16 protein-coding genes are annotated in these 14638 nt (G+C 63.5%); 11 read left to right on the top strand and 5 right to left on the bottom strand.

Annotation, left to right across the window (positions count from 1 at the left end; genetic code table 11):
- Positions 1-24: 24 nt before the first annotated feature.
- On the bottom strand, positions 25-978 hold the full coding sequence (gene hslO / locus KQH55_RS07875) for an Hsp33 family molecular chaperone HslO (RefSeq protein ID WP_076786720.1): 954 nt from the start codon (positions 976-978) through the stop codon (positions 25-27).
- A 66-nt stretch (positions 979-1044) separates the two neighbouring features.
- A complete protein-coding gene (locus tag KQH55_RS07870) occupies positions 1045-1569 on the bottom strand; it encodes a gamma carbonic anhydrase family protein (RefSeq protein ID WP_076795579.1) in 525 nt (174 codons plus the stop codon).
- A gap of 191 nt (positions 1570-1760) precedes the next feature.
- Here KQH55_RS07870 and KQH55_RS07865 point away from each other — a divergent pair, with 191 nt between their 5' ends.
- The 10 genes from KQH55_RS07865 to KQH55_RS07820 all read left to right on the top strand — a co-directional run bounded on the left by KQH55_RS07865 (position 1761) and on the right by KQH55_RS07820 (position 10716).
- Complete coding sequence (locus KQH55_RS07865; protein ID WP_235090556.1) at positions 1761-2588, top strand: ferritin-like domain-containing protein; 828 nt, start codon at positions 1761-1763, stop codon at positions 2586-2588.
- 123 nt (positions 2589-2711) lie between these two features.
- Complete coding sequence (locus KQH55_RS07860; RefSeq protein WP_076795574.1) at positions 2712-3596, top strand: alpha/beta fold hydrolase; 885 nt, start codon at positions 2712-2714, stop codon at positions 3594-3596.
- An 88-nt stretch (positions 3597-3684) separates the two neighbouring features.
- Positions 3685-4515 carry a 3',5'-nucleoside bisphosphate phosphatase gene (locus tag KQH55_RS07855; protein ID WP_235090555.1) on the top strand — a complete coding sequence of 277 codons (831 nt, stop codon included), beginning with the start codon at positions 3685-3687 and terminating at the stop codon, positions 4513-4515.
- Between the two features lie 7 nt (positions 4516-4522).
- The gene (locus KQH55_RS07850; protein ID WP_076786731.1) at positions 4523-5152 is read left to right on the top strand and encodes an L-threonylcarbamoyladenylate synthase; all 630 of its coding nucleotides are present in this window, start codon (positions 4523-4525) and stop codon (positions 5150-5152) included.
- 72 nt (positions 5153-5224) lie between these two features.
- On the top strand, positions 5225-5893 hold the full coding sequence (locus KQH55_RS07845) for a site-2 protease family protein (protein ID WP_076786733.1): 669 nt from the start codon (positions 5225-5227) through the stop codon (positions 5891-5893).
- A 52-nt stretch (positions 5894-5945) separates the two neighbouring features.
- The gene (locus KQH55_RS07840) at positions 5946-7148 is read left to right on the top strand and encodes a tryptophan--tRNA ligase (RefSeq protein ID WP_076786735.1); all 1203 of its coding nucleotides are present in this window, start codon (positions 5946-5948) and stop codon (positions 7146-7148) included.
- Positions 7148-7768 (top strand): bifunctional 2-polyprenyl-6-hydroxyphenol methylase/3-demethylubiquinol 3-O-methyltransferase UbiG, encoded by a 621-nt coding sequence (locus KQH55_RS07835; protein ID WP_076786737.1) that lies wholly within the window; start codon positions 7148-7150, stop codon positions 7766-7768. The genes KQH55_RS07840 and KQH55_RS07835 overlap by 1 nt, the downstream gene beginning before the upstream one ends.
- Positions 7769-7791: 23 nt before the next feature.
- The gene (gene dapA, locus KQH55_RS07830) at positions 7792-8694 is read left to right on the top strand and encodes a 4-hydroxy-tetrahydrodipicolinate synthase (RefSeq protein WP_076786739.1); all 903 of its coding nucleotides are present in this window, start codon (positions 7792-7794) and stop codon (positions 8692-8694) included.
- Positions 8695-8759: 65 nt separating this feature from the next.
- On the top strand, positions 8760-9902 hold the full coding sequence (gene bamC, locus KQH55_RS07825; protein WP_076795569.1) for an outer membrane protein assembly factor BamC: 1143 nt from the start codon (positions 8760-8762) through the stop codon (positions 9900-9902).
- A 37-nt stretch (positions 9903-9939) separates the two neighbouring features.
- Positions 9940-10716 carry an MBL fold metallo-hydrolase gene (locus KQH55_RS07820; protein WP_076786741.1) on the top strand — a complete coding sequence of 259 codons (777 nt, stop codon included), beginning with the start codon at positions 9940-9942 and terminating at the stop codon, positions 10714-10716.
- Positions 10717-10804: 88 nt separating this feature from the next.
- On the opposite strand, the gene KQH55_RS07815 is transcribed toward KQH55_RS07820, so the two are convergent.
- Both KQH55_RS07815 and KQH55_RS07810 read right to left on the bottom strand, forming a co-directional pair.
- Positions 10805-11053 carry a hypothetical protein gene (locus KQH55_RS07815; protein WP_235090554.1) on the bottom strand — a complete coding sequence of 83 codons (249 nt, stop codon included), beginning with the start codon at positions 11051-11053 and terminating at the stop codon, positions 10805-10807.
- 231 nt (positions 11054-11284) lie between these two features.
- Positions 11285-12547 carry a JmjC domain-containing protein gene (locus tag KQH55_RS07810; RefSeq protein WP_373566372.1) on the bottom strand — a complete coding sequence of 421 codons (1263 nt, stop codon included), beginning with the start codon at positions 12545-12547 and terminating at the stop codon, positions 11285-11287.
- Between the two features lie 32 nt (positions 12548-12579).
- On the opposite strand from KQH55_RS07810, the gene KQH55_RS07805 reads away from it, so the two are divergent.
- The gene (locus tag KQH55_RS07805; RefSeq protein ID WP_076786747.1) at positions 12580-13143 is read left to right on the top strand and encodes a peptidylprolyl isomerase; all 564 of its coding nucleotides are present in this window, start codon (positions 12580-12582) and stop codon (positions 13141-13143) included.
- Between the two features lie 59 nt (positions 13144-13202).
- Here KQH55_RS07805 and KQH55_RS07800 read toward each other — a convergent pair whose 3' ends face one another.
- Entirely contained in the window at positions 13203-14636 is a 1434-nt protein-coding gene (locus KQH55_RS07800) for a hypothetical protein (RefSeq protein WP_235090552.1), read from the bottom strand.
- Between the last annotated feature and the right edge of the window lie 2 nt (positions 14637-14638).

Here is a 14638-nt window from a genome sequence, read left to right as displayed (position 1 = left end):
GTGTTTCCTGCGCTGATCCGCCGTTCAATGTCGCTGCTGGCTTGGCGTGGCCGCGACGTTCAATGAGCGTTCATTGCCGTGGAAAAGTTGCGTGGCGTCGACCGCGTCGAATGCATAGCGCTGGTTGCAGAACTCGCAATGCACTTCTACATGGCCTTGCTCGACCAGGATGCTGTCGATCTCGTCACGTCCGAGCATTTGCAGCATCCCGCCGACCTTTTCGCGCGAGCAGGTACAGTTGAAACGCGTCGGCGCGGGGTCGAAGCGGCTGACGTTCTCTTGCCAGAACAATCGCCGCATCAGCGTATCCGGGTCGGCTGCGAGCATCTCGTCGGTCTTCAGCGTCGAGCCGAGGTGGCAGACCCGGTCCCACGTGTCGGCGTCGGTCTGTACTGCGCGTGGCACGATCCCGCCGTCGCCGGGCAATTTCTGCAACAGCATCCCGACCGCGCGTCGTTCGTCGGCCGCTAGCCACAACCGCGTGTCGAGCTGCTCCGAGTGGCGCATATAGTGCTCGAGCACCTGCGCGACGCTGTCCAGCGGGCCATCGTGCGCGTTGGTCAGGGGGACGATGCCCTGGTACGGCTGCTGGCCGGGAAGCTTTTCGTGCGGATCCAGCGTGATGACACAGCGCCCACGACCGTTCGCGTTGACCAACTCGGTCAGCGACGCGGTGTCGCTCAATGTGTCACATTCGCTACCCAGCTTGGCCGTGGCCCGCATCGACAAGTCGGAGCGGCACTGCACAACCAGCATCTTGACCGGCCCGTCGCCCAGTATCTGCACGACCAGCGTGCCATCGAACTTGATGTTGGCCGACAGCAGCGCAGCGGCGGCCAACATTTCGCCAAGCAACGTGCGCACCGGTACCGGATAGTCACGACGCACGAGGACTTCCTGCCACGTCTTTTCCAGCGTGACGACTTCGCCACGCACCGGCGCGGCCTCGAACATGAACTTTTGCAACTGGTCTGTCACGACTGACTTTCCTCGACTACGATAAATGGATAACGGCGCGGCGTCGGGCTTGCCTGATGGTCCGGATCAGCCGATGCGCACCAGGTTTTCCTTGAATAGCTGGCGCCGCTCGATGTAACTGCGCGCGTTTCTGTGCAGAGCTTGGATCTCGTCATCGTCGAGCTGACGCACCACGCGCGCCGGTGCTCCGAGGATCAGCGAATTGTCCGCAAACGTTTTGCCCTCGGTGACCACCGCGCCAGCGCCCACCAGGCAATGGCGGCCAATCACCGCGCCGTTCATCACCACGGCCTGAATGCCGATCAACGTGTTGTCATGGACCGTGCATCCGTGCAACATCGCCTGGTGCCCAATCGATACGTTCGTGCCGATGGTCAGCGCAAAGCCCGGATCCGTATGCATTACCACGCCGTCCTGCACGTTGCTGCCGGCGCCGATCGTCAACGGCTCGTTGTCGCCACGCAGCACCGCCGAAAACCATACGCTGGTGTTTTCGGCGAGCACGACCTGGCCAATCACCGTTGCGCTGTCGGCGACGAATGCAGATTCATGGATCGTCGGCGCGTCCTCGCCGAGCTTGTAGATCGCCACACTGCCTCCTTGTCGAAGTCCGGCCCCGCCGGCCAGACAATCCGTGACGCGCGAGCGCGCCGGTAAAATGCATGCTACGGGACATTGCCCAAAGCGATATTGTACCGGCGCGTCAGCGGCGGTGTCCGGGCTGTGCGTGGCCCGTTACCGCGGTTGCCATCTGAGCGCCGCCAGCATGAGGAAACATCAATATGGTCGAGTCGCTCGTTCAGCCGTGCTTGCGCCAGCGTGCACTGGAGACGCTCCTGCTCACCGATCCGCGCCGCAAGGTCGATGCAGTGACTGCGCTCGGCGCGCATTGGCGCTCGGGCGGGGTTGTCATCGATGCGAATCGCACGCTCGGCGAGCCGCCGGGCGTACCGGGCCGCCCGGCGCGTCCGCAGCGCGTCGCGCCCGAGCGCCTAGAGCGGCGCAGCATGCATACGGAGCAAGGACGAGCGGCGCTGCTGCACGCGCTGGCGCATATCGAATTCAACGCGATCAATCTCGCACTTGATGCGGTCTGGCGATTTCCGGCGTTGCCCGAGGCGTTCTATCGCGACTGGTTGACCGTGGCCGAAGAGGAAGCGTATCACTTCACGCTGTTGTCTGATCATCTGGGCACGCTCGGGTATGTGTACGGGGACTTTCCGGCGCACGACGGACTGTGGGAGATGGCCGAGCGCACGCGTGCGGACGTGCTCGCGCGTATCGCGCTGGTGCCGCGCACGCTGGAGGCACGCGGACTCGATGCGTCGCCGCCGATTCGCCGCAAGCTCGAGCAGGCTGGCGACCTTGCCGCCGCGCGCATCCTCGACATCATTCTGCGAGACGAGATTGGGCATGTGCGGATCGGCAACCATTGGTTCCGCTGGTTGTGCGAGCGCGCCGGCATCGCGCCGCTGGCCACCTACGCCCGGCTTGCGCGCGAGTATCGCGCGCCGCGGCTGAAGGGCCCATTCAATGTTGATGCACGTCGCGCGGCGGGCTTTGACGACGCGGAGCTTGCCGCGCTGAACCATCCCGACGCGCTTTTGTGACATGAGCCGAGCCGACGCGTGACGGAGCGGGACAGCATGACGCCACGTGAGTCAGTATCATGATGCGCCGCAGTGTAGGCGTCGCTATAATCGAACGACCATTCTTTTTCGAGGCGGTCAGAGATGAATGCTTCAACCTCCGAGTTCTTCACAGTGCGCGGCGTGAATCTGCATGTGCGTTGCTGGGGCCCGGATGATGCGCCGGTGTTGTTCATGCTGCACGGCTGGATGGACGTATCGGCATCGTTCCAGTTTGTCGTCGACGCGCTAAGCGGGAACTGGCGCGTGATTGCACCCGACGCACGGGGATTCGGATTGTCGGACTGGCCCGTGCAGCAGCACGGCGGCGGACATTATGGGTTCCATGACTACCTGGCGGATCTTGACGCGTTGCTGGATTGGTACGCTTCTGAAAGGCCGGTGAACCTGGTCGGCCATAGCATGGGGGCGAATCTGGCTTGCCTGTACGCCGGTGTGCGGCCGCACCGGGTGCGTCGCGTCGTGGACCTGGAGGGGTTCGGCCTGCCGGCGTCCAATCCCGCCCATGCTGGCGCGCGTATCGAGCATTGGCTCGATGAATTACGTCAGCCGCCCACACTGAAGACCTATGCGTCATTGGCTGAGGTGGCGGCACGGCTGACCAAGACTAACCCGCGCCTGGCGCCGTCGCGTGCCGCATTCCTGGCGATACACTGGTCGCGCCAGCGCACGGATGGGCGCTTCGAGTTGCTGGCGGATCCCGCGCACAAGCTGCGGGGGCCGCTGCCGTACCGCCTCGACGAGGTGATGGCGGTGTGGGCGCGCGTGAGCGCGAAGGTGTTGCATGTCGAGGCTGTCGATTCGCCGACATTGCACGCGCTGGCCGGCGATGTGCCGATCTCGGTGTTCAAGGCGCGGTTCCGGGCATTCACGCATTGGCAGCAGAAGACGATCGCGGACGCGGGGCATATGCTGCATCATGACCAGCCGGAGCAGGTGGCGGCGTTGATCGACGCGTTTTGCGCCTGATCCGTCACGGCGCTGCACCATGGCGCGCGGTGGCACGGACCGCTGCGCCGCGCTTGCAGTAGAATGGTCGGACCTGCCGTGAACAACCATGAATGCTGATCTACATTGCCACTCGACCCTTTCTGACGGACGCCTGTCGCCCGCCGACGTTGCGCGCCGCGCGGCTGACGGCGGCGTGCAGTTGTGGGCGCTGACTGACCACGACGAGGTGCGCGGCATCGCGCAGGCGCGCGCGGCCGCCGCGGCGCTGCAAATGCGCTATGTGACGGGTGTCGAGATTTCGGTGACGTGGGCGTCGCGTACTATCCACGTGGTGGGGCTGGGCATCGATGAAGGCAACCGCGCGCTGGTCGATGGGCTGGCGGTGACGCGCAGTGGCCGGCAGGCAAGGGCGGTCGAGATCGGCCGGCGGCTCGCTGAGGTCGGCATCGATCACGCGTACGAAGGCGCGCTGCGCTATGTATCGAATCCGGACTTGATCTCGCGCACACACTTTGCGCGCTTTCTCGTCGACGCGGGCTATGCGGTGTCCACCGCCGACGTATTCACCCGTTACCTTGCTGAGAGCAAGCCGGGGTATGTGCCACATCGCTGGGCCACGCTCGAGGATGCAATGGGATGGATTCTCGGGGCGGGCGGCGTGGCAGTGCTCGCGCATCCGGGGCGCTACCAGTACACGCCGTTAGAATTTGACACATTGCTCTCGACGTTCAAGCAACTCGGTGGCGAGGCGATCGAGGTGGTGACCGGCAGCCATACGCCGGACCAGTACCGCGAATATGCGCAAGTGGCACGGCGCTTCGGCTTGCAGGCCTCGCGCGGTTCCGATTTCCATGCGCCTAGCGACGGCGCAACCGAGCTCGGCATTCTGCCGCCCTTGCCGTCGGACCTGACGCCGGTGTGGACCCGCTGGCTCTAACCGATCAATGTCCCAATACTTCCGCATCCACCCGGACAACCCGCAACCAAGGCTGATCAAACAGGCCGCGCAGATCATCGACGGCGGCGGCGTTGTCGCGCTGCCGACCGATTCGAGCTATGCGCTTGCCTGCCATCTCGACGACAAGGCTGCCGTCGAGCAGTTGCGACGCATCCGCGGTCTTGACGAGCGCCGGCATTTGTCGCTGATGGTACGCGACCTGTCCGAATTGGCGACGTTCGCGATGGTAGACAACCGGCAGTATCGTCTGATCAAGTCCGTCACGCCGGGCCCCTATGTGTTCATCTTGCAGGCGACCAAAGAAGTGCCGCGGCGCCTGTCACATCCGTCGCGTAAGACCATCGGGCTGCGCATGCCGGATCACGCGATCACACTGGCGCTGCTCGAGGCGCTTGGGCAGCCGGTGATCGCGTCAACGTTGACCTTGCCCGGCGACGATGAGCCGCAGAACGAACCCGAAGCGATCCGCGCGCGGCTGGAAAAACAACTCGATCTCGTGATCGACGGGGGGGCGTGCGCGGCCGAGCCGTCGACCGTAATCGACTTGAGCGGGGATGAGCCAATGCTCGTGCGGGTTGGCTGCGGCCCGTTGGAGCCTTTCGGGCTCGTCCGGTGAGCCCTGGCCGGTACGGCGTGCGGCACCTCGCGTGCGCGCAGCTGGCTATCGGCGCCTTGTTACAATAGCGCGATGGACTCTCTCGTACAGACAATCTTGGTCAGCGCGTTGCCGCTGCTCTTCGCGATCACGTTGCATGAAGCGGCGCATGGTATTGTTGCCCGCCGCTTCGGTGACAATACCGCGTACCTCATGGGGCGTATCTCACTCAATCCGATGCGTCACATCGATCCGATGGGTACGATCTTGATCCCGCTGATGATGTTGTTTGCGACCAGCGGTGCGTTCATCTTCGGCTATGCGAAACCGGTGCCAGTCGATTTTGGTCGCTTGCGTAATCCTCGCTGGGATAGCCTTTGGGTCGCGCTCGCGGGTCCCGCATGCAACCTGCTGCAAGCGCTCGCGTGGGCCTGTATTGCGATCGGACTGCGCGGCTTCGGCGTCGAGGAGCCGTTTTTTGTGCGCATGGCGTCAGCCGGCGTCGCGGTGAACCTGGTGCTATGCGCGCTGAACCTGTTTCCGCTGTTGCCGCTCGATGGGGGCCGTGTGCTCGCCGCGCTGTTGCCGGTGCGCGCCGCGTACCGCTTCGCGAAGATCGAGCCTTACGGCTTTTTCATCGTGATGGCGCTGGTGATGACGCGTGTACTCGATACATTGTGGCTGCGTCCGCTGGTGAACGTGGGCTACGATGTTGTGTTCGGCCTATTGCGTCCGATCGTTTCTTTGTTCAGCCACGTCTGAGCGGGCATTGGCCAGACTCCAACGATTTCCTCACATTCGACCTCTCGATACCATGTTCCCCGACCGTATCTTCTCCGGCATGCGCCCGACCGGCTCACTGCACCTTGGCCATTACCACGGTGTGCTGAAGAACTGGATCAAGCTGCAATCCGAGTATCCGTGCTTTTTCTGCGTGGTCGACCTGCATGCACTGACGACGCACTATGAAACACCGGATGTGATCGAGAACAATGTGTGGGAAGTGCTAATCGACTGGCTTGCGTCCGGCATTGACCCGGCGCAGGCCACGCTGTTCATTCAGAGCCGCGTGCAGGAGCACGCGGAGTTGTCACTGCTGCTGGGCATGAGCACGCCGCTTGGCTGGCTCGAGCGAGTGCCCACCTACAAAGAGCAGATCGAGAAGCTGCGCGACAAGGATTTGGGCACGTACGGTTTTCTCGGCTATCCGGTGCTGATGGCCGCGGATATCCTGCTGTACCGCGCGTCGCTGGTGCCGGTGGGCGAGGACCAGGTGCCGCACGTGGAAATGACGCGTGAGATCGCACGCCGCTTCAACTACCTATATGGGCGCGAACCGGGCTTTGAGGACAAGGCCAACGAGGCAGCGCGCAAACTCGGCGGCAAGCGCTCCAAGCTGTACCATGAGTTGCGCAATGCTTATCAGCAGGAGGGCGACGAAGAGGCGCTGGAGCAGGCGCGCGCGCTGCTGCAGGAGTCGCAAAGCCTGTCGATGAGTGACCGTGAGCGGCTGTTTGGCTATCTTGAAGGCTCGCGCAAGATCATTCTGGTTGAGCCGCAGGTACTGCTGACCGAGGCATCGCGGATGCCGGGGCTCGATGGACAGAAGATGTCCAAGTCGTACGGCAATACGATCGGGCTGCGGGAAGACAAGGTGTCGATCGAGAAAAAGGTCCGCACGATGCCGACCGACCCGGCGCGCGTGCGCCGCAGCGATCCGGGCGATCCGGACAAATGCCCGGTATGGCAGTTGCACCAGGTCTATACGGATCAACCGACGCACGAATGGGTGCAGCGCGGTTGCCGCAGCGCCGGGATCGGCTGCTTAGAGTGTAAGCAGCCGGTGATCGAGGGCATTCTGCGCGAGCAGCAGCCGATGCTCGAGCGGGCACAGAAGTATATGGACGATCCGTCACTGCTGCGCGCGATCGTCGCGGACGGCTGCGACAAGGCGCGCAAATTGGCTCATGAGACGATGCGCGACGTGCGCGAGGCAATGGGGCTGTCGTACAGTTGATGGCGATCTGCGCTGCCTCCGAGTGGATCCGCCGATGGGCCCATCTGGTGCCGCGTGATGGCACTGTGCTCGACGTGGCGTGCGGCAGTGGCCGGCATGTGCGCTGGTTTGCCCAGCGCGGCCATCCGGTCGTCGCGCTGGATCGCGATGCGCAGGCGTTGGCCGCGCTGGCCGAATTGCCGACAGTGCGCATCGTGCATGCCGACCTGGAGCCGAATGAGGATAGCGCGGCATGGCCCTTCGAGGCGCACCAGCGCTTCGCGGCTGTCGTCGTCACGCAGTATCTGCACCGCCCACTGTTCGATAACTTGACCGAGGCGCTGGCGCCGGGTGGCGTGCTGCTGTACGAGACGTTCGCGCAGGGCCACGAAACGTTGGGGCGGCCCTCGAACCCGCGCTTCCTATTACGCTCGGGCGAGCTGCTGGAAGTGGCGCGGCACGCCGCGTTGCGCGTCGTTGCGTTTGAGGACGGCTTTGTTGCCGGGCCCAAGCCCGCGTTCGTGCAGCGGCTGTGCGCCGCTCGAGAAAGCGGCAGTGACGTGCGTGACCGCGAAACGGGGTCCTATGACGGGCCAACGAGATACGATTTGCCCGGTCAATCCGCTACAATCCCAGTTTAACGATTGATTTTTCAGACAGTTTCATGAGCCAAGCAATGCAAGCCACACCCATTGGCGGCAGCATCCCGGCGATTGTCACGCCGATGCTGGAGGACGGGGCGCTGGATCTTCCGGCGCTGCGCGCGCTGATCGACTGGCATATCGAAGAGGGCAGCGATGCGCTGGTTGTGGTCGGCACAAGCGGCGAGTCGGCGACGGTATCGGTCGAGGAGCATGTGTTGCTGGTCAAGACGGCGGTCGAGCATGCGGCGCGCCGCATCCCGATTATCGCCGGCGCGGGCGGCAACTCGACTGCCGAAGCGATCGAGTTGACCCGGGCGGCCAAGGAGGTCGGCGCCGACGCGTCGCTACAGGTTGTGCCGTACTACAACAAGCCGACGCAGGAAGGGATGTACCGGCATTTCAGGTCGATCGCTGAGGCGGTAGACCTGCCGGTGATCTTGTACAATGTGCCAGGCCGTACCGTCGCCGATATGAGCAACGAGACGATCCTGCGGCTCGCTCAAGTGCCGGGCATTGCGGGTGTGAAGGATGCGACCGGCAATATCGATCGTGCGGCGCATTTGATCAACGCAGCACCGGCCGATTTCTCGATTTTCAGCGGTGACGATCCGACCGCGATCGCATTGATGCTGCTGGGCGGACACGGCAATATTTCGGTGACGGCCAACGTGGCGCCGCGCGCGATGAGTGAGCTATGCCGCGCCGCGATCGCCGGTGATGCAAAGACCGCGCGGGCCATCCATCTGAAGCTGTTGTCTTTACACAAGCACCTGTTTGCTGAGTCAAACCCGATCCCGGTCAAGTGGGCATTGCAGCAGATGGGCAAAATCCGCGGCGGCATTCGCCTGCCGCTGACACCGCTGGCCGATCAACATCATGAAACGGTACGCGCCGCGCTGCGCGACGCGGGGTTGACCGATTAAGCGTGCCCTGCCGGGACGACGGCACGGCCGGACCAGCAGGTTTCATTCGCATCACGAAGGATTTCATGGAACGTTTTGATTTCTCCGCGCGCGGGTTGCGCGTGACGGTATGGGCGGTCGCTGTGTTGTCGCTGGCAGGTTGTGACACGCTCAATGACGCGCTTGCTCCGGATCGCGTCGACTACCAGAACGCGACTTCCGCGCCGCGGCTCGAGGTGCCGGCGGATTTGAAGGCTGCGCCGCTGGACCAGCGTTATGTTGCTCCGTCCACGACTGCGGGTCTGGGCGGGCAGCCGATGCGGGCCACGACGCCGGCCGGCAATACGACCGAGGGCGTGCCCACCGCGCAGGATCCCTATGGGATGCACGTGGAGCAGGACGGCACACGCCGCTGGTTGGTAGTCAACGGGCGTACGCCGGACGAGTTGTGGCCTCAGCTCAAGGCGTTCTGGAAGCAGAGCGGCTTCGTGTTGAAGACGGATTCGCCGGCAACGGGAATCATCGAGACAGACTGGGCCGAAAACCGCGCAAAGATCCCAGGCGACTGGTTCCGCAACTCGGTGGGCAAACTGTTGGACTTCGTGTACTCGTCGGGCACACGCGATCGTTTCCGTATGCTGGTCGAGCGCAATGCGAACAGCAACGCTACTGTGATCACAATATCGCACACCGCTAGGGAGGAAGTGCTAACCGGACGGGACCAGACGTCGTCGCGCTGGGTCGAGCGGCCGCGTGATCCGAAGCTGGAGGCGGCGATCTATGCGCAACTGATGCAGAAGTTTGGGCTGACCGACAAGCAAGCCCAGCAGTTGATTGACGGCGCGCGGCACACCGGCCCGAAGGTGGAGGTGGCGATTGGCAGCGCAGGCGCATCGACGATCGACTTGGCCGAGTCGTTCGACCGTGCGTGGTGGCGCGTCGGCCTGGCGCTCGATCGCACGAACTTTGCCGTCGATAACCGCGATCGTGAGCGCGGCCTCTATTACGTCCGTTTCAATGATCCTGTGCAGGAGATTAAGCGGGAGGGACTGCTTGGCAAGCTGATCTATGGCGGCAAACCGAATGCCATCGGCAAGGTGTACCGGGTTAACGTGCGCCCGAAGGGCGACGGCGCCACGCAGGTCGTGGTGATTGACTCGAGCGGCCAGCTCGATACGTCCAGCGATGCGCAGCGGCTGCTGGCGGCCTTGCATCAGCAGCTCAATTGAGCCCGTCTGGATTGCAACCTACTGATCGTGTGATACCGTGCGTTTTGCGAGCTTAGGTAGCGGTAGCGACGGCAATTCGTTGCTCGTCGAGGCGCAAGACGGCACCACGACGACCCGCGTGCTGCTCGATTGCGGGTTTTCCGCGCGCGAACTCGAGCGGCGGCTTGCCCGCTTAGACGTCACGCTTGATGCGTTGCACGCGATCGTCATCACGCACGAGCACGCCGACCACATCGGCAGTGCGCTGACCGTTGCCCGGCGGGCGTCGATTCCGCTCTACATGAGCTGGGGCACGGCGCTGGCGGTCGGCGCAGACGATGCGCGGGGTGTCGAATGGCGAGTGTTGTGGGCCGGGGAGACGGTTGGCATCGGCGACCTGGAATGGCTGCCGTATACTGTGCCGCATGACGCGCGCGAGCCGCTGCAGTTCGTGTTCGGCGATGGTCAGCACCGCGTTGGCGTGCTCACTGACGTGGGCACGTCAACGCCGCATATTATCCAGACGCTGGATGGCTGCGACGGCTTGGTACTGGAATGTAACCACGACGTGCGCATGCTCGCGCAAAGCCGCTATCCACCCTCGCTGAAAGCCCGAGTCGGCGGCACGCACGGACACTTGAACAATGACGAGGCGGCGGCGATCCTGGCGGCAATCGACCGCTCGAAGCTACGCTGCATTGTCGCGGCCCACCTGTCACAGCAGAACAATCTACCCGAGCTGGCGCGCGATGCACTGGCCGCGGTCCTCGGTGCGTCCTCGGCTGAGGTGATTGTCGCGACACAAGATGACGGATTCGGCTGGCAAGCGCTTTGAGTGCGGCGTGTGTGCCGCTGTTGTGTGGCGACGCGGCGTTGAGACAAAAAAAACCGGCCCGCAGGCCGGTTTTTTTCGCTGACGGCAATTACTGGCTTGCGCCCGAAGCCGCGGCAGCAGCCGAAGCCGCGTCGATCGCAGCAGCCGCAGCGCCCGAAGCAGCGTCGACGGCCGCAGCAGCAGCGCCCGAAGCGGCAGCGGCCGCGTCCGAAGCAGCCGAAGCCGATGCGGCAGCAGCGTCGCTCGCAGCAGCCGGGCCTGCGCTTTCGTCCTTCTTGCCGCAAGCCGCCAGAGCCATCACTGCCAACAGAGATGCTACGAGGAGGGATTTCTTCATGATCACGTCCTTTTATGGTTACAGGTAAGCAACAGCGCGAATAATACCGGTATTGTGTGCTTCAACACCCACCTATGGCCGCTGGTGGGTCGCATGCTTGTCGCATCCCTCTCACCTACGGCTTGGGCAGGAATTATAGGCACTTTCATATCGACCGTCGATAAATCTAGGGCCGGTTCGTTGTCTTTTCCAGACAAAATCTCACATCGCGGAATACCGAAGGTCAGCCGCCTATGGCCCGCCAATCCGTATCCAGCCCGCACGATACCATTCGTACAACAGCTGTGTCATGGACGAATGGTGAGAGAGTGTTACAAATTTTTTCCCCGGAAGAGCTCGCTGATCGGCTAACGTGGTAATGGTTCTGCGCAAGCTTCGTATCAGCGTTGCTGATTCCCCGTTCAAGTAATAGCGCGTATCGTCGTACAGCAAAATCGTTTTCGGATCGAGCTCGATGCCGTTTTCGATGATGCGCGAAACAAACGCATGACGCGACAGTGCGCGCACAGGTGGATCAAAAAAAACACTCGACTTCGGGTCACTCAGGTAGCTGCCGACAAATTCCGCGATGTCCGCACGCGACCAACGCATCCGCTCGACCAGTTCCACGACGTGGTCGACCAGCGCCGGGGGCAGCGCGGCCGGATGCTCGCTCACGGGCGGCTGATTCGGATCCGCATAGCGGCGCGATGCGCCACGTGCCTGCGCCGCGCGTTCAGCCGCATGATACAGGAATTGCTCAGATAGCTCACCGTCAAGTGGCGCGCGAAAGCCGATTGAACAGGTCATGCACTCGCCCAGCGCGATGCCATCGTGCGCGATGTGCGGTGGCAGATAAAGCATGTCACCCGGCTCAAGAATCCAGTCCTCGCTTGGCTCAAAATGCTGCAGCACTTTCAGCGGCAAGCCCGGGCGCAGCGAAAGGTCCCGCTGCGCGCCGATACGCCAGCGGCGCCGGCCGTGCAGCTGAAGCAAGAACACGTCGTACGAGTCGAAATGCGGTCCTACGCCACCGCCATCGGTCGCATACGAAATCATCACATCGTCCAGCCGCGCATCCGGCAGGAAGCGAAACTGGCTCATCAGCGCGTGCGCGGCCGGCACGTGCAGGTTCACGCCCTGCACGAGCAGCGTCCAGTGACGCTGACGCGTGGACGGCAAGCGTTCGAATGGCCCATGTTCGAGCTGCCAGCGCATCTCGCCGCGCAACGCACGCTGCCGGATCACGCGCGACTCGACATCGTCACGTTGCGCGAGGTCAAATAGGCACTGCCGGGTGACCGGGGAATGGATGTCGAGCAGCGCCTGTCGAACCAGCAATGGCTTTTTCTGCCAGTAGCGGCGCATGAACTGTGCCGGTGTCAGGCCGCCCAGCAGTGGGGTTGGCACGTCGGGGTGGGGCGGGGCGACAAATGCGGACGAGGTCGCCGATATACGCGTCGAAACGGCGCGCGACAACATCCGCGGCGCCGGTGGGGAAGGCCGCACAGGCATCGTATAATGGAGCTTGTATTCTGGAGAGTCGAATGAAAATCGCGAAGAACACCGTCGTTTCTGTCGCCTACAAGCTGTCGGATGCACAGGGCAACCTGATCGAGGAAAGCGACGAACCGATGGTCTATCTGCACGGCGGCTATGATGGCACGTTCCCGAAGATCGAGGAAGTGCTAGAAGGCCAAGAGGCGGGATTTTCGACGCAGATCCAGCTCGAGCCCGTCGACGCGTTCGGCGACTACGATCCTGAACTGGTCAAGATCGAGCCTCGAGACCGCTTTCCTGAGCCGCTCGAAGTCGGCATGCAGTTCGAGGGGACGCCCGAAGGCGGGGACGACGAGGTCGATACGCTGATCTACACGGTGACGGATCTCGCCGAGGACAAGGTTGTGCTCGATGGCAATCATCCGTTGGCCGGTATGGCTTTGCGCTTTTCGTTGACGGTCAGGGACGTGCGCGAGGCCACTGCCGATGAGGTCGAGCACGAGCACGCGCATGGCGCCGATGGGCTCGAAGTCATCGATGTGGACGAGGACGACGGCCAGGACGTTGACGGCGCGTCTCCGGCGGCCGGCAAGTCGCCGACGCTGCATTGACTGTCGAGCGTTTGCCTCGGTGCGAGGCGGGCCGTCAGCCGGCCAGCGCCCTGACACGCCTAAGGGCGGAGGGAGGCGGGATCGAATTGCGGCGCGTCGGCTGACGTGTGTCCTGACGGCTCGGTGTGGGGCCGGACAGCGCGCGTATCGGCCGGCATGTCGTCATTTGATGAGTCAGCTGGCGCCGCACCGGATGTTGGCACGGTCGGCGGATCACGCGGCGTCGGTGCGCGCTGCGCAGGTGCTGGCCAGAGTCCGATGGGCGGCGTCGTGGTTCCGCCCGGCAGCCATAGTCCGTTGGCCGGCGCGGTATCCGGTCTTCGCTCGGGTGTGGCGGTTGCAGCGCCCGACGGCTGCGCCGCCGCGGTGGCGCCAACGTCGCTGGGTGACAATGCCGTGCCCGGCGGGCTGGATGCGGACGGTATTGACGCGAACCGAGCTGCATCGGGCCATGCACGTTCGTTGACGTGGAACACCGGCCAAGGCGTCGGTTCGACCCGGATATCGAGCCACCGTGGATCACGGTCAGTTCGCGCGATCGCGATTCGGGTGAAGTTCTTGACACGCTCGCCACGGTCATCGTGCAATGGCTGGTCGATTCGCACGCGCGGCAACGTGTCACGGCTCGCGCCGTGAATCAGTATGACCGTGCCGCTGAAGCTGCGCGACAGCTCGACCAGCGTCCGTTTAAACTCAACGTACCCGTCGCGCGGCAAGCGGCGACCCCATCTCAGCCAAGTAAAGCGCTCGCGTTGCTCATAGCGCTCAAAGTTGGGATCGGCGTCGATCAATACGCCGATCGCCTTGAGCTTGCGGCGCTTTGCATATTCCCCAGCGTGCCGCAGCCAGAACGCATTGGCGACCGCCCGATCCTCGAATTCGCCGTTGCGTCCGCCGGCACTCGAATAATGATTGTTGCCGTCTGGCACGTTCAGTGTCACGAAGGCGATACCACCGGTTTCCCAGCGTAGATTCTCGCGATACTGTCGGAAGCGCGGCAGGTCGCTTTGCCGTACCACGTGCATCGCCCTGCTGCCGAGCGAGTACGGCTGGTCGAAGAACGTTTGACGCACAAAGTCGAGTCGCTCGACCGAATCAAAGCCCCCGGCAAACTTGCTGTCGCAGTCTTCCCAGTCGTGGCGGCCCAGTATGACGACGAGGGGCACTGCGGACGTGTCGAGCAGCGTGCGGCGCGCGGCGAACAGCGCGTCGTCGCACGGCTCGCCCGGCCGGCGCAGCGCGCCGTCCCATACCGCGAATTGCAGCTTCGGGGTGCGCCGCAGCATGTCGAGTAGCGCCCGTGTGGCCGTATCGCTCGACGGCGACGGCGGCAGGCCTGCGATCACGGCGAAGCGCACGCCATCGACCGCGGGCGCAACACGAGGAGCCGCCTGTGCGCCCGGCCCGCGCACAGCAAGCAGCACAACTAACGCGGACGCGAGCGTGCACATCGCCACCGCCGTGCAGCGCTTTCGCGCGTGATGGGGGGGCATGT

The sequence above is a fragment of the Mycetohabitans sp. B3 genome (genome assembly GCF_021498065.1).
Taxonomy (GTDB): domain Bacteria; phylum Pseudomonadota; class Gammaproteobacteria; order Burkholderiales; family Burkholderiaceae; genus Mycetohabitans.
The sequence above is the reverse complement of the archived record's forward strand: the minus strand, read 5'-3'. Positions and strand labels throughout refer to the sequence as shown.